Origin of the sequence: Pseudomonas sp. V98_8 (genome assembly GCF_029967975.1) — a bacterium.
GTDB lineage: Bacteria > Pseudomonadota > Gammaproteobacteria > Pseudomonadales > Pseudomonadaceae > Aquipseudomonas > Aquipseudomonas umsongensis.
In genome coordinates this window covers 77636-95235 of record NZ_JASCAE010000054.1, presented here as the reverse complement: position 1 = coordinate 95235, position 17600 = coordinate 77636, and the positions used below count along the sequence as shown (strand labels likewise).

Here is a 17600-nt window from a genome sequence, read left to right as displayed (position 1 = left end):
CCGGGTAGCGCAGGCCAGCTGATTGAGCCTGGCACTGCAGATGCTCAAACCCGACTCGCGCATCCTGCAGCCCTGCCATACTGTAAAGCATGACCCGTGCAAATTTCCGCTTCTATGAGGAGCTCAACGATTTCCTGCCGGCCGAGCGGCGGCTGCAGTCATTCACCTGCGAGTGCGCACGAGGGGCGACGGTCAAGCACATGATCGAGGCGCTCGGGATCCCGCACACGGAGGTTGAGCTGGTGCTGCTCAACGGTGAGTCGGTGGGCCTGGATCGGGTGATCATCGATGGTGACCGGCTGGCGGTGTATCCCAAGTTCGAAGCGCTGGACATCAGCCCGCTGCTGAAGGTGCGTGCGCAACCTTTACGGGTGCTGCGCTTCATCGCCGATGCGCACCTGGGTGGGCTGGCCAGCCTGTTGCGCATGAGCGGTTTCGACACGCTCTACGACAATGGCTTTGAGGATGGCGAGATCGCCGAGATCGCAGCAACCCAAGGGCGCATCGTGCTGACCCGCGACCGCGAACTGCTCAAGCGGCGGATCATCAGCCATGGCTGCTACGTGCATGCCCTTAAACCCTCGCTGCAGCTGCGTGAAATATACGAGCGCCTGGACCTGGCGCGTAGCGCGCGGCCATTCAGCCTGTGCCTTCATTGCAACCTGCCGCTGCACGAGATCAGCGCGGAACTCGCCCGTTTGCAGGTGCCGCCACGGGTTGGCGCCCTCTATTCGCACTTCCTGCGCTGCGACGGCTGCCAACGAATTTACTGGGAGGGTTCGCACTGGCGCGGCATGTGCGCACTGCTGGCACCTTTGCTGGATCGGTAGCTGATCTTTGCAGCTCTCCTGCAAGAGGCACTTTTCCACTGCTATGCTGATGACATCTGTTCCCATACTCGAGACGAGTAGCATGGCAGCACAAGGCAAGCACTCCCCGTTCATGTTCAAGGCCATGGCCTATCCGGCTGGAATTTTGCTTGTCGCTGGGGCTGCCATGACACTGCTCGACACTTACTTCGACCTGACGTTGCTGGCTGTGATCACGGGCTGGCTGCTATTTTTCCGGGATTGGCTATTGCTGGAAACGCCAATGCCGAATTGGTCGCTGCTGATGATTATCGCGATTTTAATCGCCATGCTGTCCGTAGCGATTTTCTACGCCCGCATCACCGAAGGAACGGACGGCGAGTTACACGAGATAGAGCGAAAAATTTACAAAAAGAACAACCCGCAGTTTCCACGGCTGACGGAAAACCAGACGCTGTTGATGGAAGCGCTGGCCTATCATGCAAACTTCAGGAAAGTTGCAAATCTGGACTCGATTTGCAAGCTGGTCTCCCTCAGCACGTTGGAAGTTGAAACCGGTCTGAAGCAACTCCAGGCCAAACGTCTTGTGAGGCAAAAAGTCACAAGGGGGACGTTCGGCTCCACCATTTTTGAACTGACCCTGGCCGGCAAGGATTACGCGTTAGAGCGCTTTGAGCTGACGTAGTTCGGCGGCCCCGCTGCAAGCCTCGAATCATGGCTTGAGCTTTAAGTGCGCATTGACTTTCCCGCTTTTCGGATCGACAAACCAGTACTCATTATCAGCCACCTTCACCTTGCTGCATTCCGTGGGGTAGTTCTTGGGAATGATGCAAACAACCCCTTTGTTGAGCGTCCAGCGTTCTTTCTCCGGTGGGTTTGGCGCCATCTCGAATACGTCTGTTCCATCAGGAAAAAAACTGATCGAATACGGATGATTGCCTTGCCGAGTGGTCCCATACAACTTCTTGCCCATCATCGTGCTGTGGATCTGCTCATCATTGAGCGTCACGGCGGAGGCGGGTACAGGCGGCGGTTGTTGGTGGGCGTAGGCCAGCCTGGACGCCTCGGTCTCGAATTTGTACGCGAATCTGCTACCGCGAGAGAAGCAGTGGAAAGTGCACTGGCAGATGTACGTCGTGCGGTGCCCGAAGCTAGGTTGATTGAAGCGACACCCGATCTTGTAGGCCTTACCGATGTGGCTGAGGTGATGGGTGTTACTCGCCAAAACATGCGCAAGCTGGTGATTAACTATCCAAACTTCCCGACTCCAGTGCATGAAGGTAGCTCCGCCATTTGGCATCTAGCCGAGGTGCTTAGCTGGATGGAGGGTAGAGGAACCTACCAAGTGCCCCGCGTTACCTTGGATGTGGCTCGGGTAGCTATGCATGTGAACATCAAGAAAGAAAATGATCGCGTAGCGAATGATCCTTCCATTCATGCCATGGCGTACTGAGTCGTTTGCCAAGCAGTTTTTGTCCATGCGTTGAATAATCTCAGGGTGAGCGAAGTGCTGTTCGCACACCAAACTGTACGGACGTCGCATTCGGGTCATTGGTATTCTGGATAACCTCCCGAAGCCCCTGATTAGGATCAGTATTCAGCCGTGTTGCACCCTGATTGCCTGCTCTGAGGAGCCTGGGTCCAGCTGAAATCCGAATTTTTCAACAGAATGGGTGGATTGCTGCCTTTCACGCAGCATTCCACCCAATCGTGGCCACTCAATACGTTGCTTGTCGAGAATCCACCTTGCTGCTTGCGATAATGCGTAGGACGCAACCGGTGAGTAGTTCCGTCAGCTGCCGTTCAGCAATCTCCAATTCGTTCCAGTGCAACTGGCCATAAAGCATACCCATCACTGCATGGGTGATCAGGCAGGTCTCGGCATGGGGTTTGTCTTTGCGTGCGTGTTCATCGGCGATGATGTCGCTCAACATCGCGCGGTGCGCATGCTTCAACTTGTCGACGTGGTGTTTGTGGGCTTCGTCGAGGTTCACGACCTCGCGGGTCACCAGGATCAATCGGTGCTTTTCGGTCAAGGCAAAGCCTACGAAGGCCTGGACAAAGCGACGTACCCGTTCGGCGCGGGTCTTGGCGCCTTTCATGCGACGCCTGGTGATGATCAGCAAGTCGGACAAAGCGGATTCGATGAGTTCGAACAACAGGCCCTGTTTATTGTCGATGTGATGGTAAAGCGACCCGGCCTGCAACCCGACGTGGCCTGCCAGGTCACGCAAGCCAATGGCCTGGAAGCCACGTGTTGCGAATAGCTCGACTGCAGCGTCAACTAGCCGGTCGCGAGCGCTGAGTGGCGAATGGGTGGAGGCGTCGATTGCAAGCATGGTGGTTTCATCAGGGAAAAAGTGATTGTTCAGGGTTACGGGCAGGGCGGCCCTGGCGCGCCGCCCTGCATCCGGATCAGAGCGGATTGGACTCTTGCGGAAGAATCAGCCGCGAAGGCACGCGTTGGTGCGAACCCCGTGCCACCCAGTAGTAGATGAAGGCGGGCACTATCAGGCCGATCAGCCATGAGATATCAGTGCCACCGAGGGTTTCGACCAGCGGGCCGGTGTAGAAGCTGGTGGCAATGAATGGCATCTGGATCACCACGCCGAGGGTGTACACCGCGATGCCGGGCAGGTTCCAGCGTCCGTAGCGGCCATCAGGATCCGACAGGGCCGGAATGTCGTAGCGCTCTTTGGTCACCAGGTAGAAGTCCACCAGGTTGATCGCGCTCCAGGGGGTGAAAAACGCCAGCAGGAACAGGATGAAGGCGGAGAAGTCATGCAGGAATGAGTGGCGGCCCATCAAGGCCAGTGCTGTCGCCGCGCCGACCATGACCAGGATGTAGAGCAGGCGCGACACCCTGGAAATTTCCTGGTTGCCGCGAAAACCGCTGACGATGGTGGCCAATGACATGAAGCTGCCATAGGCGTTGAGGGTCGTGATGGTGACCTTGCCGAACACGATGCTGAAAAACAGCAGCGACGCCACAAAGCCACTTGCACCCAGGCCAACGATGTAGGACACCTCGTGCCCGGCGAACTGATCCCCCGCCAGCGCGGCGACGAACACACCGAAGATCATGGAGATCTGGGTGCCGATGACCGATCCCAGCCCAACGGCGAGAAAGGTTTTCAAGGCCGATGTGCTTCTGGGCAGATAGCGCGAATAGTCGGCGACGTAGGGGCCGAAAGCGATCTGCCAGGAGGCCGACAGCGAGATCGCCAGCAGAAAGCTGCTCAGGGAAAAGTGCCGGTTGGCCAGCAGTTCGCCGATGTCGTGGGCGGATAGCAAGCGGTAGAACAGGTAGAAAAACGACACCACGCCAATCAGGCTCGACAGCCGTCCGATCCAGTGGATGGTGCGATAGCCCAGCACGGTCAGCACGACAATCATCGCCGCGAAAATGAGAATGCCGGTGCCATCACTGACGTTCACCAACTGGCTGATAGCCTGGCCGGCGAGCACCGAGCCGCTGGCAGAGAACCCCACGTACATCAGGCAGGCCAGAACGATGGGGATGACGGCGCCGTAGACACCGAACTGCACACGGCTGGAGATCATTTGCGGTAGGCCCAGCTGCGGGCCCTGGGCTGCGTGCAAGGCCATGATCGCGCCGCCCAGCAGTTGACCGATCAGCAGGCCGATCAGCGACCAGAACACATCGCCGCCCAGCACCACGGCCAGGGCTCCGGTGACGATGGCGGTGACTTGCAGGTTGGCGCCGAACCACAGGGTGAACTGACTGAGCAGCCGTCCATGGCGCTCGGATTCGGGAATGTAATCGATGGATCGCCGTTCTATATACGACTTGCGCTGCGCACTTTCTTTGGAGGCGGACATGGCGGTTCCTCTCGGGTGTCGTGGGATACGACAGCCTTCTCAGGTGGGGACATTCGGGATGAGGCCTGCAAGTCAGGCCCCGGTTTTTGCCTGGTTAGCGCTGGGCGTCGAGTACGCTTCGCGAAATGATGATTTTCTGCACTTCCGAGGTGCCCTCGAAAATCCGCAGGATCCGTGCGTCGCGCACATAGCGCTCCAGCGGCAGGTCGCGGATGTAGCCGTAGCCGCCGTGCAGTTGCAGCGCGGCATCGGTAATGAAGCCGGCGCATTCGGCGGCGAACAACTTGGCAGTGGCCGATTCCAGGCTGAAGCGTTCGCCGCTGTCACGGCGCGCGGCGGCTTTCCAGGTGAGCATGCGAGCCGCTTCCAGCTGCGCATGCATGTCAGCGATGCGCCATTGGGTGCCTTGATAGGCCGCCAGCGGCTTGGGCCCGATCTGCCGTTCGCGCACCCAGGCAAGGCTTGCCTGCAACGCCGCATTGGCAACCCCCAGGGACATGGCGGCGACTTCGACGCGGCCGCGGTCGAGTACGGCCATGGCGGTGTTGAAACCGGCGCCTTCGCTGCCCAGCAGTGCCGATGCCGGCAGCCAGCAATCCAGGGACAGTTCATAGATGGTGCTGCCGCGCAGGCCCATGGTTTTTTCCGGGCTGGAGAAGCTGATGCCCGCAGTGCCCTGGGGAATCATGAAGGCGCTGATGCCCTTGTGCCCGGCGTCGGCGTCGGTCTTGGCGTAGAGCACGATGAAACCGGCTTCACGGGCGTTGGTGATGTAGTGCTTGCTGCCACGGATTCTCCAGCCGCCGTTTTCAGCCTGCGCCCGGCAGCGCATGTCGGCCGGGTTGGAGCCCGCGGCCGGTTCGGTCAGGGCAAATGCCCCGAGCAACTCGCCGCTGGCAGCGCGGGGCAGCCATTCCTGCTTTTGCGCTTCGGTGCCGCCGATCAGGATCGAGTCGGTCGCCAGGAAGTGCGCGGTCAGGGCCGACGCGGTTGAGGCACAGGCGCCGGCGACGGCTTCGACCACGCGACTCATCGCCAGACTGCCGATGCCCAGGCCACCATATTCTTCGGGCAGGTTGATGCCCATGCCACCCAGTTCAGCCAGGGCTTGCAGGCTCTCGGCACAGAACGTCTCGGTTTCGTCGTAATGCTGGGCGCGCGGCTGGATCACCTCGCGGGCCAGTTTTTCAGCGGTTTCGATAACGGCCAGTTCGACCTGGTCCAGTTCAAAGTTCATGGGAAATCTCCTGTTTGTTCAGTCCGAATGCCGCGTTGTCAGCGCCCAGGCGAGGGGCGAGGGTGAGGGCGTGGGGTTTATGGCCATTGAAGAAAACCGGTTGCGGCACCAGTGGCTGCTCGCAGCCCGCGGGGCGAACCAGCAATTGACGAACCTGTGCCTGTTCGCTGTCGGCAGCCTGGGCGAGGTTCCACACCGGGGAGGACGGTACGCCGGCATCGAGGAGCGTGTCGCAGGCCTGGTCGACACTCAGTTGGCCGGTCCAGTGTTCGATTTCGGCGCGCAAGGCCGGCTCGTTTTGCGTGCGTTGCGGGTCATCGGCGAAGCGTGGGTCGCTGGCCAGTTCTGGCTTGCCCATGCATTCGCACAGGCGCTGGAACAGTTTGTTGCTGGCGACCGCAATGACCACCTGGCCATCCGCTGCGCGATAGGTATCGAAGGGGGTCGACACTGGATGGCGGTTGCCGACCAGGCCCGGCGCGACGCCATTGGCAAAGAGATTGGACAGGCCGGTCATTTGCAGGCTGAACAGCACATCGAACATGGCGACGTCGATGTATTGCGGGCCCGGCGCGTGCCGCTCGCGGGCGAACAACGCCGAGCTGATGGCCCAGGCGGCGTAGACCCCGGCACACAAGTCACCGATGGCCTCGCCGCTACGGGTCGGTCCTGTGTCGGCAAAACCGGTGACGCTCATCAGCCCGGACATCGCCTGCGCGACGATGTCATAGGCCGGGTTGGTTGACAGCGGACCATGCTGGCCGAAGCCGGAGATGCTCGCGTAGATCAGCCTGGGGTTGTATTGCTTGAGGGTATCGAAATCGATGCCCAGGCGACGGGTGACGCCGGGGCGGAAATTCTCCACGACGACGTCGGCGTCGCGCACCAGTTCATACAGGCGGGCCAAGTCTTCGGTGGACTTGAAATCCATCTCGACACTGCGCTTGCCGCGATTGATCAGGCCGAAGTAAACACTCTCGCCGTCCTTGAAGGGGCCCAGGTGACGGCTGTCATCGCCGTGTCCCGGCACTTCGAACTTGATCACGTCGGCGCCAAGGTCCGCCAGCATCGCGGTGCAGTGCGGGCCGGCCAGGACGCGGCTCAAGTCCAGCACGCGAACGCCTTGCAGTTGTTGGGTAAACGGGCTGCTGCTCATGGCAGTTTCCTCGTATGGGGGGATTTCTGTAGGAACCGGCTTGCTGGCGATGCAGGCACCCCGGTGGGGCAGGCGAACCGCTTTCGTCGGAGCGCCGCCCGCAGCAAGCCGGTTCCTACAGGGGGTGCGTTATTTACCGGTAATCATCGGCAGGTTCAGGCCCTGCTCCTTCGCGCAGTCGATCGCGATCTGATAGCCCGCATCGGCGTGACGCATGACGCCGGTCGCCGGGTCGTTGTGCAGAACGCGCGCGATACGCTCGGCCGCTTCGTCAGTACCGTCGCAGACAATCACCATGCCCGAGTGCTGGGAGAAGCCCATGCCGACGCCGCCGCCGTGGTGCAGGGACACCCAGGTCGCGCCGCTCGCGGTGTTGAGCAGGGCGTTGAGCAGTGGCCAGTCGGACACGGCGTCGGAGCCGTCCTGCATCGATTCGGTTTCGCGGTTCGGGCTGGCAACGGAACCGGAATCCAGGTGATCGCGACCGATCACGATGGGCGCCGACAGCTCACCGCTGCGCACCATTTCGTTGAACGCCAGGCCCAGCTTGGCGCGCAAGCCAAGGCCAACCCAGCAGATACGAGCCGGCAAACCCTGGAAGCTGATGCGCTCGCGCGCCATGTCCAGCCAGTTGTGCAGGTGGGCGTCGTCCGGGATCAGCTCTTTTACCTTGGCGTCGGTCTTGTAGATGTCTTCAGCGTTGCCCGACAGTGCAGCCCAACGGAACGGGCCGATGCCACGGCAGAACAGCGGACGGATGTAGGCCGGTACGAAACCCGGGAAGTCGAATGCGTTTTCCACGCCTTCTTCCTGGGCCATCTGACGGATGTTGTTGCCGTAGTCGAAGGTCGGGATGCCTTGCTTTTGAAAATCCAGCATGGCCTGGACATGCACGGCCATCGATTGTTTGGCGGCCTTGACCACCATGGCCGGATCGGTAATGGCGCGGTCGCGGTACTGTTCCCAGGTCCAGCCAGCCGGCAGGTAGCCGTTCAGTGGGTCGTGGGCGCTGGTCTGGTCGGTGACCATGTCCGGGCGCACGCCGCGACGGACCAGTTCCGGGAGGATTTCAGCGGCGTTGCCCAGCAGGGCGATGGAGATCGCCTTGCCTTCCTTGGTGTATTTGGCGATGCGCGCCAGAGCGTCGTCGAGGTCTTTGGCTTGCTCGTCGACATAACGGCTGGTCAGGCGGAAGTCGATACGGCTTTGCTGGCATTCGATGTTCAGCGAGCAAGCGCCGGCCAGGGTGGCCGCCAGAGGCTGCGCACCACCCATGCCGCCCAGGCCGGCGGTCAGCACCCACTTGCCTTTGAGGTCATCGTTGTAGTGCTGGCGACCGGCTTCAACGAAGGTTTCGTAGGTGCCCTGGACGATGCCCTGGCTGCCGATGTAGATCCAGCTGCCGGCGGTCATCTGGCCGTACATGGCCAGGCCTTTGGCGTCGAGCTCGTTGAAGTGCTCCCAGCTCGCCCAGTGCGGTACCAGGTTGGAGTTGGCGATCAGGACGCGCGGGGCATTGGCGTGGGTCTTGAACACGCCGACCGGCTTGCCGGATTGCACCAGCAGCGTCTCGTCGTCGTTCAGGTGGGTCAGGCTTTCGACGATCTTGTCGTAGCACTCCCAGTTACGTGCGGCACGACCGATACCGCCGTACACCACCAGTTCCTTGGGGTTCTCGGCGACTTCCGGGTCAAGGTTGTTCATCAGCATGCGCAGCGGCGCTTCGGTCAGCCAGCTCTTGGCGGTCAGTTTGCTGCCGCGGGCAGCGCGGATTTCGACGTCACGCAGGCGGGTGGTCTTGGCGGTCATGGTCATCTCCTCTCATTCACTGGTTAGCGGGTTGGCGGCGCGGTTTAGCTTATCTATCTGCGCTTATATCAACCTGTATGTACAAGTGAATGCAAGTGAGGGGCCAAAATCGGAATTTACGACCTGAGTAAAAATTTAAAAGTCAAATAATCCGAATTAATTCAATGACTTAAGAAATCAAAGAAAAATTGCTTCATGCGAAGCTCAAAGAAAATTCTGTTGCAACTTTGCGATAAGCTGATGCGAAGACGAGCATTGCGTAACACTTTTGTGCGGCAGGGAACGACTAAATGTCACCTTTTTGCCACTCCGGGCGGTGGCGGTAACAATGTCGGCAGGGTATCTGCAACAACAGGCAGGTCGAGCGGCAAGCGGGGGCCGCTCGACCCGTGGTATCAGTTACCGAACTTGCCTTCCAGTCGATAACGCGACCCCGGATAGACCAGTCGCGCACAGCCGACCTGGCCTTTGGCTGCCCAGGTACGGCGGCGAATCAACAGGCACGGCTCATAGCGTTTTATCTGCAACAGCTTGCACTCGGCGGATTTGGCGTGGATCGACTCGACCACATGTTCGCCCTCGGTCAACGGCGCCAACTGGATCAGGTAGGCATAAGGCGTGATCTTGGTGAAGTCCTGCTGCAGGTAAGCGGGTGCTACCTCGGCGTTGACGAAGCGTTCTTCGATCTGCACCGGCACGCCATTCTCGTGATGCACCACCACCGAATGGAACAGGCGCTTGACCCCTTCGAGGGGGAAGGGCATCGAAGCACGAGCCCGTTCAGGCATCTCTTCGAGCACGATCACTTCGCAGCGATGTTCATGACCCCGGGCCTCGATTTCTTCGGCGATGTTGTGGATCTCGAACAATGCGGCATGCCCCTTGGGCTCCGCGACGAAGGTGCCAACCCCTTGCATCCGCACCAGCGAGCCTTCAATGGTCAGCTCGCGCAAGGCGCGGTTGATGGTCATGCGACTGACCCCCAACAAATTCAGCAGCTCGCTTTCCGACGGCACCTTGGAATTGGGCAACCAGGCACCGGAGCGAATCTTCTGCATGATGATTTGCTTGACCCTCGCATACAGCGGGGAGGGACTCTCGAGCGAAAAAGACTCGAGAGACGCATTGTCCTCAATAGATTTGGCCACGTTGATTCCTGAGTTGAAAAAATGCCCCGACTAGCTAGTTTACCGAGCTACGGCAGATACGCCTATGCGTAGTCGAGGCCCCGGGCAATTGATGCGGGCATTTTTCCGGCCTCACTCCCTGCTCAGGTTACTGCGATCTCCATATCAGGACTTAATGTTCCCAACCAGGCCACCAGCGCCACAATCAACACCGCTGCCGATAACTCGACCAACACGCTGCGCCTTAACGCATTAGCCGCCACTCGATACTCCCGCTCCCGCAACGATCGTTGCAAAAGCGGGCCAAGGTGAAATCGGTTCAACGCGGCCAGCACCAACATCCCGGCAAACAACACCACTTTGATGAGCAGCAAAGTCCCGTAGGTGCTCAGCAGCACGGCATCGAGTTCTGGACCCACGATGAACAGGTAGTTCACGACCCCCGTCACCGTGATCACGACTACGATCAAAGCGCCCACCGATTCGAATCGATTGACGACCCGGGCCAGCAACCTGATGCTTTCTGCTGTTTGAAGCGTGTCGAGCATTGCCATCCTGGCAAAGGCGACCAATGCCCCCAGCCAGGCGCCTGCCGCCAGCAGGTGCAGTATGTCCATCGCAAAATGCCAATAACGACGACCGCCTTCATCCATCGCCCCATGGCCGCTCCAGGCGAGACTGGCCAGGGCTATACCACCGGCAATCGTTGCGATTGACAAGCTAACGACAGGTGCACGTTGGTGGAGCAGCACCACTGAACCGCCAACAACCAACGCGATGATGCGCACCACCCAGGCAAAGCCTACATCCGTCTCCAATACCATCATTTCAATATGCGGGTGCAGCTCGGCGAAGTCCGACTCCCCACTCATGGCGCTCGCCATCAGTACCATGCTGGCGACAGACATGAGTACACCCAGCGCCGTCGTCCCCGCCAGCATGGACCGAAACGGCAACACGGCCCCCGACACTCGCTCTCGTCCTTCAAGGCTGTACAACCCGAAAAGTGCCACGCCAAAGAGCAGCATGAAATCCATGTACAAGCCGAAGCGCAGGGCAATGCTGGCCCAGTCGCTCATCAGTCACTTCACTTTGAACGAAACGTTGCCTGTGATCGGATGAGTGTCCGACGACACCGCGCGCCAATCGACCTGGTAGCTACCAGCGGGCAATGGAGAGAGCGGCGTGATAACCATGGTCTTCGGGTCGCTGCCGCCAGAGACTTTGGCCTTCATGGGCATCGGGGCATGGGCCATGCCCGGCATTTCGGTCATGACCAGTTTCGCCCCAGAGAACTGGGTCATGAGGTTTTCGGAAAAGTGCAGTTCGATCTTGGCGGGGGCCGGGCCGACCGCACCTTCCTGCGGGGTGGAGGAGAGCAATTTCGGGTGCGCCTGAGCGAATGTGCTCATCAGCAGCGCGCTGGAAAGTGCGATGGCAACAGCGGTGGTTTTGATCAATCGCATACAAGGCCTCTCACCGCTTCAAGCGGTCATTTTTTTGATTGTTAAGTTAACGTGTACTAGAACCACAGCCGAACACCAAGGACCAGGCGTGCCTCACTGCGATCCTCGCCTTCTTCCCTGGCATAATCGGCTGTCTTGCCGTAGGTGCGGTTCCAGGTCACGCCGATGTAAGGGGCAAGCTCCCGGCGGATTTCATACCGCAGGCGCAGGCCCGCTTCAGTGTTGGACAGGCCGGAACCGATGCCTCGTTGCGGGTCGTTTTTGCCGTAGACATTAAGTTCGGCGGTTGGCTGCAAAATCAGTCGGTTGGTCAGCAGGATGTCGTAGTCGCCTTCCAGGCGCGCGGCGGTTTGACCACCTTCACCGATGAAGGCCGTGGCTTCGGTCTCGAAGTTGTACAGGGCCATGCCTTGCACGCCGAACGCCGCCCAGGTTTGTGGGTCGCCAGGTTTGAAATCCTGGCGAACGCCGCCCACTACGTCCCACCACGGGGAGATGGCGTGGCCCCACAGTGCCTGGACCTCCGCATCTTCGGTCTTGCCGTTGGTGCGTTCGCCTTCCGAGCGCAGCCACAGGCGGTCGATATCACCGCCGATCCAGCCTGAGATATCCCAGGCCAGGGTGCTGCCATCATCAGCGTCCTGCCATTCGAGCTTGTCGGCAAGCAAGTAATAGTTGAGCGCGGAGTCATGGACGTTATGGCCATGGGGGCTGACGAACACGGCGGCGCGGTCGGCATCGGTCAACGCCGGGATCGGCGTGCGGCTTTCGGCAGGCGCGGCAGGCTGCATCTGGCCGTCGTCCATGCTTTGCATCTGGCTGTGGTCCATGCCCTGCATCTGGCTATGATCCATGCCCTGCATATCGTTTGTGGCGGCCATTGCCGGTGACAGTGTCAGGCTCGCGGTCACGAGCGCCAGAAAAATCGGAGTTATCCTGATCATGGGTAGCACCTCATTCTTCCACGCGAACTTCACGGAACATGCCCATTTCCATGTGGTACAGGAGGTGGCAGTGATAGGCCCAGCGGCCGAGCGCGTCGGCAGTCACCCGATAACTGCGCCGTGAGCCTGGCGGCATGTCGATAGTGTGTTTGCGCACCATGAACTCGCCGTTCGCGTCTTCAAGGTCGCTCCACATGCCATGCAGGTGAATGGGGTGCGTCATCATCGTGTCGTTGACCAATACGATGCGGATTCGCTCGCCGTACTTGAGGCGCAGCGGTTCGGCGTCGGAAAACTTCACGCCGTTGAACGACCAGGCGAACTTTTCCATGTGGCCAGTGAGGTGCAGTTCCACGGTGCGGCCGGGGTCGCGGCCGTCCGGGTCTGCGAAGGTGCTGCGCAAGTCGGAATAGGTCAGGACGCGACGACCATTGTCACGCAGGCCGAGGCCAGGGTCATCGAGTTTGGGTGAAGTGGTCATGGCTTGCATGTCCACCAGCGGATTGTTGTTTTCCGTCGCGGGATGGGACTGCATTTCGCCCATGCCGGTCATGCCGCTGTGATCCATGCCGGCCATGCCTTGCATTGAGCTGTGGTCCATGCCGGTCATCTGACTGTGATCCATGCCCGCCATGTCGCCGCCCATGCTGCCGTGATCCATACCGCCCATGCCCATGTCATCCATGGTCACCAGCGGTCTCGGGTCGAGGGGGGGGATTGGCGCGGACAAACCCACCTTCGCCGCCAGCGTGCCGCGGGCATAGCCGGTACGATCCATCGACTGGGCAAACAGGGTGTAGGCATCCTGGGTCGGCTCGACGATCACATCGAACGTCTCTGCCACCGCGATGCGAAATTCGTCGACGCTCACCGGTTTGACATGCAGGCCGTCCGCCGCGACTACTGTCATTTTCAGACCGGGTATGCGTACGTCGAAGTAGGTCATGGCCGAGCCGTTGATAAAGCGCAGGCGCAGTTTCTCTCCGGGACGGAATACACCGGTCCAGTTCATGTCAGGCGCCTGGCCGTTCATCAAATAGGTGTAAGTCGCGCCGCTGACGTCGGCCAGGTCTGTGGGATTCATCTTCATTTCGGCCCACATCTTTCGATCTGCGACGGTGGAGCCCCAGCCTTTCTCGCTGACGTCGTGGATGAAGTCGCCCACGGTGCGCTTGTTGTAGTTGTAGTAATCCGACTGTTTTTTCAGCGTCTTCATCAAGTCGACCGCGTCTTCGTCGGTCCAGTCGGTCAGCATCACCACATAATCGCGGTCGTACTCAAACGGCTCCGGCTCCTTCGCATCGATCACCAACGGGCCGTAGACGCCTGACTGCTCCTGAAGCCCCGAATGACTGTGATACCAGTACGTGCCGTTCTGCCTGACCTTGAATTGATAGACATACATCCCACCGGGTTCGATGCCGTGAAAACACAGCCCCGGTACGCCGTCCATGTTGGCCGGCAACAAAATGCCGTGCCAGTGAATGGAGGTATCGGCGTTGAGCCTGTTCCTCACCCGTAGCGTAACCGTGTCGCCTTCGCGCCAGCGCAGCAGGGGGCCGGGAATACCGCCATTGATGGTCATCGCGGTACGCCGGTTGCCGGTGATGTTGACCGGGGTTTCGCCGATGAACAGGTCAAAGTCGGTACCGGCCAGGACATTCGCCTCGCCCGGGCTGGTAATCGCCCAGACAGGTGTGCGCCATAGCCCGAGGCCCCCGAGAATCCCGGTGGCGGCGAGCCCCTTCACAAAGGTTCGTCTAGAAGTTTCAGGTCGCATGACGCTGTGTTCCCTGTCAGTCGGATGACGGAGCAATCAGGATGTTGCCACGTTCGATGAAGAGGGTAAGGGGGGCGACCTTTCAGAAGACTGAGCTGAAGATTACGGTTTTGTCAGCTTCACCCGTAAATGCCAGTCGCTATCCGTGGATCGGTGAAGCAGGCTGCGCTGCAATGGACCACGCCGAGTAACCCGCGCAATCCCGAACGGGTAGAATGGCCGTCTTAAATGCCGGCTCAGCATCGATGACCAGAGTATAGGTGGCCAAATGACTCTTCCGTCCGATGACCAAATCGCAAGTGACTGGATCAACATTCGCCGCGATCAGGAAACCGGGATCGAAAGCGTGAATGCGCATTTCCAGGGCCACGCCTACGATCCCCACGATCACGATGAGATGTTGGTGGGCGTGACGCACCAGGGCGTGCAGCGCTTCAGCTGCAATCGCCTGACGCATACCAGCACACCTGGCAGATCGATATTGATCGAGCCTGGTGCTCTGCATGACGGTTTCGCTCCCGAACCCGAGGGCTTCACCTATGGCATGCTCTATCTCCCTCAGCGCTGGGTATCGAGCATGACCGACCGCCTCGGCGTGGGAGATATTTCCTCGCTCGGTGCCGCCTTTCGCAACACACTGACCGATGATGTACCCCTTAGGGACGCGATACAGCGTGCCTTCCTGGCCATTCATCAAAACGAAGGGCGTCTGGCCAGAGATGAGAGCCTGGACCTCCTCATGCAGATACTTTCCAGGCACCTGCGACCCGCCCGGCCATCAGACAAGGCCGAGTCGGCGCCGGTGATGGAAAGGGCCAGGGATTTCCTGCATGTCCTGATGGCCACGGACGTCAGCCTGGATGAGCTCGCCCACTACACGGGCATCGACCGTTTCAGGCTTACCCGGCAGTTCAAGCGAACCTACGGCCAGGCGCCCCATGCCTATCTGATCCGGCTCAGACTGCGGGCTGCTCGAGCGTTGCTGGCCGCTGGCAAGCCCGCAGCCGAAGTGGCCGCCGAAGTGGGCTTTTCCGATCAAAGCCACATGGGCGTATGGTTCCGCCGCGCTTACCGCCTTACCCCGGCAGCCTATCAGCGGTTGTGCACAAATCTAACAGACTGAAGCCAGCCATCGACTCCATCATCACGTTTCAGTTTTGAAGGAGTACGCAATGTTCGACACCAAAGTAGCGATCATCGTCCGCAATGACCTTGCCATGTGGCAGCGGATGAACGTCGTCGCCTTTCTGGCCACCGGTATCCCGTCCGCAGCGCCTGAGGTCATGGGAGAGCCCTACGTGGATGCCAATGGCCATTGCTACGCAAGCATGTCCGGCCAGCCAATGCTGATCTTCGAGGCCAGCCTTGAGGAAATCCAGAAGGCCCACCGTGTAGGCCTGGAGCGTGAGCTGACCATGCTGCCGTATGTGTTCGCCATGTTCTCTACCGGTCACGACGAGGCGAACCGCAAGGTCTTCCTCGAGGAAGATCCGGCCAACATGGATTTCGTCGGCATTGCCCTTCGCGGTTCCAAAAAAGCAGTCGACAAGGCCATCAAGGGTCTCTCGCTGCACAAGTGAATCTCTGACGCTTATCGCGCACCGTACCTACCTCAAACCTGGTTTGCGGGACGTGTACGGTGGCGATTTTTTCCTGGGTTAAACATGCACGGATCACAGATATTCTTCAGTCCCCTGGAGCCAGCATGAGCGAATCAACACTGGCGGCTTTCTGGGCCTTTTCACTGCTCTTTGTCTTCACACCCGGCGCTGACTGGGCCTATGCGATCTCGGCAGGGATTCGCAACCGAGGCGTTGGCGCTTCCGTTCTGGGGCTGCTGGCCGGGTATGTGGTACTGACCTTTCTGATTGCTGTGGGAGTGGGCGCATTGATTGCCGGTAACCCGGTTCTCATGGCCATCCTCACCGTAGTGGGCGCCCTGTACCTGGCGTGGCTGGGCTATGGGATGCTGCGCAATCCGCCGGTGCCGCATGCTGATAGCGCAGCCGAAAATGCGGGCAGCTGGCTGACCTGGTTCCGCCAGGGTGCGCTTGTCAGCGGCTTGAATCCCAAGGCGTTCATCTTCTTCCTCGCCTTTTTGCCGCCGTGGACGTCTGAAGCTGCGAGCTGGAGCATCCCTGCCCAACTCGTGGCGCTCGGCCTGGTTTATACGGCGAGCTGCTCAGTGGTCTATTCAATGGTGGGTTTCGGGGCGAACAAGGCATTGCGAACCCGGCCAGGTGTTGCACGGCGGGTGGGAAGATTTTCCGGCGTGATCATGATCGGCCTGGCCTGCATGCTGGTTATTCGGGCGTTTTTCCAGGGCTAGAAATCCACAGCCGACCACGGCCGGTTGCGAGAGCCACCGTCGGCATGAGTCCGGTGACTGATTTTGCGCTAGCTCATGATCAACGCGGCCAGCTCTCGTTCCCGCCGCGTCACGTCCTCTTCCACCGCGCGCACTTCGCGCATGTAAGCCTCGACGGCGGGAGGCAGCGAGCGCTCCTTGAGGGAGATAAACCCATAATGGGCATACGACGCCTGATCGTGGAACGGCAGCGGTATGATTTCACCCGCCAGCAACTCGCGCTCAAAGGCCGCCAACGTGCCGATTGCCAGCGCGTTGCTGTTCAACACGAATTGAACGATTTGCATGGGGACGTCAATTTCAATCGCCGGCACGAAATCGCCTGTCACTGTGTCATAGGCACCGGCGCAGCCTAATGTCGCGGGCGGTATGAGGCCGGCCAGGCGGGATGGAATACGCGACGCCACCCAAGGGTAATCGAGTGCTTGCGCCCGCTTCAGGGAGCGTTGCGCAAGCAGCGGATGGCCGGGTCGGCAAAACAGGCGCCCCTGATGTTCACCCAATAGCTCGCAGTTGAATTCTTTTTCGCCTTGCAACGCGCTGATTTCAGCGATCCCCAGATCCACTGCACCGTTGGCGACCTGCTGCGCAACTTCTCGCCAACCGGCAACATGGGCCGTCACCTTGAGGTTGGGATGGCGGGCGTGCAACCGGGCAATGGCGCGATAGCCGCTGATGACACTGGGGTACGGCCCCAAGGCCACCTTGAGTGTGCCGATGTCGCCCACTGCCAGCAGGGCGATGTCCCGCCGAAGGTCCTCTTCAGCCATCAACAAGCGCTGGCTTTTGGCCTGCAGCACCTGACCGAACGCCGTCAAGGTCACACCCTCGGTGCGCCGATCGAACAGCGTAACGCCGAGCTCCTGTTCCAGCAGCTGGATACTTTTGCTCAGCGCAGGTTGCGAAACGCCCAACGCTTTGGCCGCCTGGCCGAAATGGGCATGTTCGATCAATGCCAGGAATTGGCGTAGGCGGCGCGGGGTCATGTCATAACCTTAATGTTATCGATATCAAGTAAAACGGAATTTTTCGTAATCAAATGAATATGCTATTCCTTGCCG

At 59.8% G+C, this 17600-nt stretch carries 17 protein-coding genes and 1 pseudogene; 6 read left to right on the top strand and 12 right to left on the bottom strand.

Annotated elements, in window-relative coordinates:
* The first annotated feature begins 89 nt into the window (after window positions 1-89).
* Together QLG10_RS18780 and QLG10_RS18775 are read left to right on the top strand one after the other, a co-directional pair.
* Window positions 90-830 (top strand): Mut7-C RNAse domain-containing protein, encoded by a 741-nt coding sequence (locus QLG10_RS18780; protein ID WP_282487812.1) that lies wholly within the window; start codon window positions 90-92, stop codon window positions 828-830.
* A gap of 82 nt (window positions 831-912) precedes the next feature.
* Window positions 913-1494, top strand: a complete 582-nt coding sequence (locus QLG10_RS18775) for a hypothetical protein (protein WP_110755208.1) — start codon at window positions 913-915, stop codon at window positions 1492-1494.
* A gap of 27 nt (window positions 1495-1521) precedes the next feature.
* Here the strand turns inward: QLG10_RS18775 and QLG10_RS18770 are convergent, their stop codons facing one another.
* The gene (locus QLG10_RS18770) at window positions 1522-1818 is read right to left on the bottom strand and encodes a hypothetical protein (protein ID WP_282487821.1); all 297 of its coding nucleotides are present in this window, start codon (window positions 1816-1818) and stop codon (window positions 1522-1524) included.
* A 27-nt stretch (window positions 1819-1845) separates the two neighbouring features.
* Between QLG10_RS18770 and QLG10_RS18765 the strand changes: the two are divergent.
* A pseudogene (locus QLG10_RS18765) lies at window positions 1846-2262 on the top strand (hypothetical protein); the annotation flags it as partial.
* A gap of 265 nt (window positions 2263-2527) precedes the next feature.
* Here QLG10_RS18765 and QLG10_RS18760 read toward each other — a convergent pair.
* The 10 genes from QLG10_RS18760 to QLG10_RS18715 all read right to left on the bottom strand — a co-directional run bounded on the left by QLG10_RS18760 (window position 2528) and on the right by QLG10_RS18715 (window position 14171).
* Window positions 2528-3148, bottom strand: a complete 621-nt coding sequence (locus QLG10_RS18760; RefSeq protein WP_282487811.1) for a TetR/AcrR family transcriptional regulator — start codon at window positions 3146-3148, stop codon at window positions 2528-2530.
* A gap of 76 nt (window positions 3149-3224) precedes the next feature.
* A complete protein-coding gene (locus QLG10_RS18755; RefSeq protein ID WP_110755205.1) occupies window positions 3225-4652 on the bottom strand; it encodes a cytosine permease in 1428 nt (475 codons plus the stop codon).
* A 94-nt stretch (window positions 4653-4746) separates the two neighbouring features.
* Window positions 4747-5889, bottom strand: coding sequence for an acyl-CoA dehydrogenase family protein (locus tag QLG10_RS18750; RefSeq protein ID WP_110755206.1), 1143 nt, complete (start codon window positions 5887-5889; stop codon window positions 4747-4749).
* Window positions 5879-7045, bottom strand: a complete 1167-nt coding sequence (locus QLG10_RS18745; RefSeq protein ID WP_248679348.1) for a CoA transferase — start codon at window positions 7043-7045, stop codon at window positions 5879-5881. Before QLG10_RS18745 ends, QLG10_RS18750 begins: the two co-directional genes overlap by 11 nt.
* 129 nt (window positions 7046-7174) lie before the next feature.
* Window positions 7175-8854, bottom strand: coding sequence for a urocanate hydratase (gene hutU / locus QLG10_RS18740; RefSeq protein WP_282487810.1), 1680 nt, complete (start codon window positions 8852-8854; stop codon window positions 7175-7177).
* 395 nt (window positions 8855-9249) lie between these two features.
* Window positions 9250-9990, bottom strand: coding sequence for a histidine utilization repressor (gene hutC / locus QLG10_RS18735; RefSeq protein ID WP_256229185.1), 741 nt, complete (start codon window positions 9988-9990; stop codon window positions 9250-9252).
* A 134-nt stretch (window positions 9991-10124) separates the two neighbouring features.
* The gene (copD, locus tag QLG10_RS18730) at window positions 10125-11060 is read right to left on the bottom strand and encodes a copper homeostasis membrane protein CopD (protein WP_282487809.1); all 936 of its coding nucleotides are present in this window, start codon (window positions 11058-11060) and stop codon (window positions 10125-10127) included.
* Window positions 11061-11063: 3 nt separating this feature from the next.
* Window positions 11064-11447, bottom strand: coding sequence for a copper homeostasis periplasmic binding protein CopC (gene copC, locus QLG10_RS18725; RefSeq protein ID WP_020800326.1), 384 nt, complete (start codon window positions 11445-11447; stop codon window positions 11064-11066).
* Window positions 11448-11503: 56 nt separating this feature from the next.
* A complete protein-coding gene (locus tag QLG10_RS18720) occupies window positions 11504-12391 on the bottom strand; it encodes a copper resistance protein B (protein ID WP_282487808.1) in 888 nt (295 codons plus the stop codon).
* 10 nt (window positions 12392-12401) lie between these two features.
* Window positions 12402-14171: a copper resistance system multicopper oxidase gene (locus QLG10_RS18715; protein ID WP_282487807.1), complete on the bottom strand. Its 1770-nt coding sequence runs from the start codon at window positions 14169-14171 to the stop codon at window positions 12402-12404.
* Window positions 14172-14439: 268 nt separating this feature from the next.
* Between QLG10_RS18715 and QLG10_RS18710 the strand changes: the two genes are divergently transcribed.
* The 3 genes from QLG10_RS18710 to QLG10_RS18700 all read left to right on the top strand — a co-directional run bounded on the left by QLG10_RS18710 (window position 14440) and on the right by QLG10_RS18700 (window position 16500).
* Window positions 14440-15294, top strand: coding sequence for an AraC family transcriptional regulator (locus QLG10_RS18710; RefSeq protein WP_282487806.1), 855 nt, complete (start codon window positions 14440-14442; stop codon window positions 15292-15294).
* A gap of 49 nt (window positions 15295-15343) precedes the next feature.
* Entirely contained in the window at window positions 15344-15751 is a 408-nt protein-coding gene (locus QLG10_RS18705; protein ID WP_110754533.1) for a DUF2000 domain-containing protein, read from the top strand.
* Window positions 15752-15876: 125 nt separating this feature from the next.
* Window positions 15877-16500: a LysE family translocator gene (locus tag QLG10_RS18700; RefSeq protein ID WP_110754535.1), complete on the top strand. Its 624-nt coding sequence runs from the start codon at window positions 15877-15879 to the stop codon at window positions 16498-16500.
* Window positions 16501-16568: 68 nt separating this feature from the next.
* Here the strand turns inward: QLG10_RS18700 and QLG10_RS18695 are convergent, their stop codons facing one another.
* Window positions 16569-17525, bottom strand: coding sequence for a LysR family transcriptional regulator (locus QLG10_RS18695; RefSeq protein WP_110754537.1), 957 nt, complete (start codon window positions 17523-17525; stop codon window positions 16569-16571).
* Window positions 17526-17600 lie beyond the last annotated feature (75 nt).

Excerpts from the sequence above, each read along its gene's own strand:
- QLG10_RS18710 (WP_282487806.1), top strand. The coding sequence starts at position 14,440 with ATGACTCTTCCGTCCGATGACCAAATCGCAAGTGACTGGATCAACATT.
- QLG10_RS18750 (WP_110755206.1), bottom strand. The coding sequence starts at position 5,889 with ATGAACTTTGAACTGGACCAGGTCGAACTGGCCGTTATCGAAACCGCT.
- QLG10_RS18700 (WP_110754535.1), top strand. The coding sequence starts at position 15,877 with ATGAGCGAATCAACACTGGCGGCTTTCTGGGCCTTTTCACTGCTCTTT.
- QLG10_RS18775 (WP_110755208.1), top strand. The coding sequence starts at position 913 with ATGGCAGCACAAGGCAAGCACTCCCCGTTCATGTTCAAGGCCATGGCC.
- QLG10_RS18715 (WP_282487807.1), bottom strand. The coding sequence starts at position 14,171 with ATGCGACCTGAAACTTCTAGACGAACCTTTGTGAAGGGGCTCGCCGCC.
- copC (WP_020800326.1), bottom strand. The coding sequence starts at position 11,447 with ATGCGATTGATCAAAACCACCGCTGTTGCCATCGCACTTTCCAGCGCG.
- hutU (WP_282487810.1), bottom strand. The coding sequence starts at position 8,854 with ATGACCGCCAAGACCACCCGCCTGCGTGACGTCGAAATCCGCGCTGCC.
- QLG10_RS18745 (WP_248679348.1), bottom strand. The coding sequence starts at position 7,045 with ATGAGCAGCAGCCCGTTTACCCAACAACTGCAAGGCGTTCGCGTGCTG.
- QLG10_RS18780 (WP_282487812.1), top strand. The coding sequence starts at position 90 with ATGACCCGTGCAAATTTCCGCTTCTATGAGGAGCTCAACGATTTCCTG.
- QLG10_RS18755 (WP_110755205.1), bottom strand. The coding sequence starts at position 4,652 with ATGTCCGCCTCCAAAGAAAGTGCGCAGCGCAAGTCGTATATAGAACGG.
- QLG10_RS18720 (WP_282487808.1), bottom strand. The coding sequence starts at position 12,391 with ATGATCAGGATAACTCCGATTTTTCTGGCGCTCGTGACCGCGAGCCTG.
- QLG10_RS18705 (WP_110754533.1), top strand. The coding sequence starts at position 15,344 with ATGTTCGACACCAAAGTAGCGATCATCGTCCGCAATGACCTTGCCATG.
- copD (WP_282487809.1), bottom strand. The coding sequence starts at position 11,060 with ATGAGCGACTGGGCCAGCATTGCCCTGCGCTTCGGCTTGTACATGGAT.
- QLG10_RS18695 (WP_110754537.1), bottom strand. The coding sequence starts at position 17,525 with ATGACCCCGCGCCGCCTACGCCAATTCCTGGCATTGATCGAACATGCC.
- QLG10_RS18760 (WP_282487811.1), bottom strand. The coding sequence starts at position 3,148 with ATGCTTGCAATCGACGCCTCCACCCATTCGCCACTCAGCGCTCGCGAC.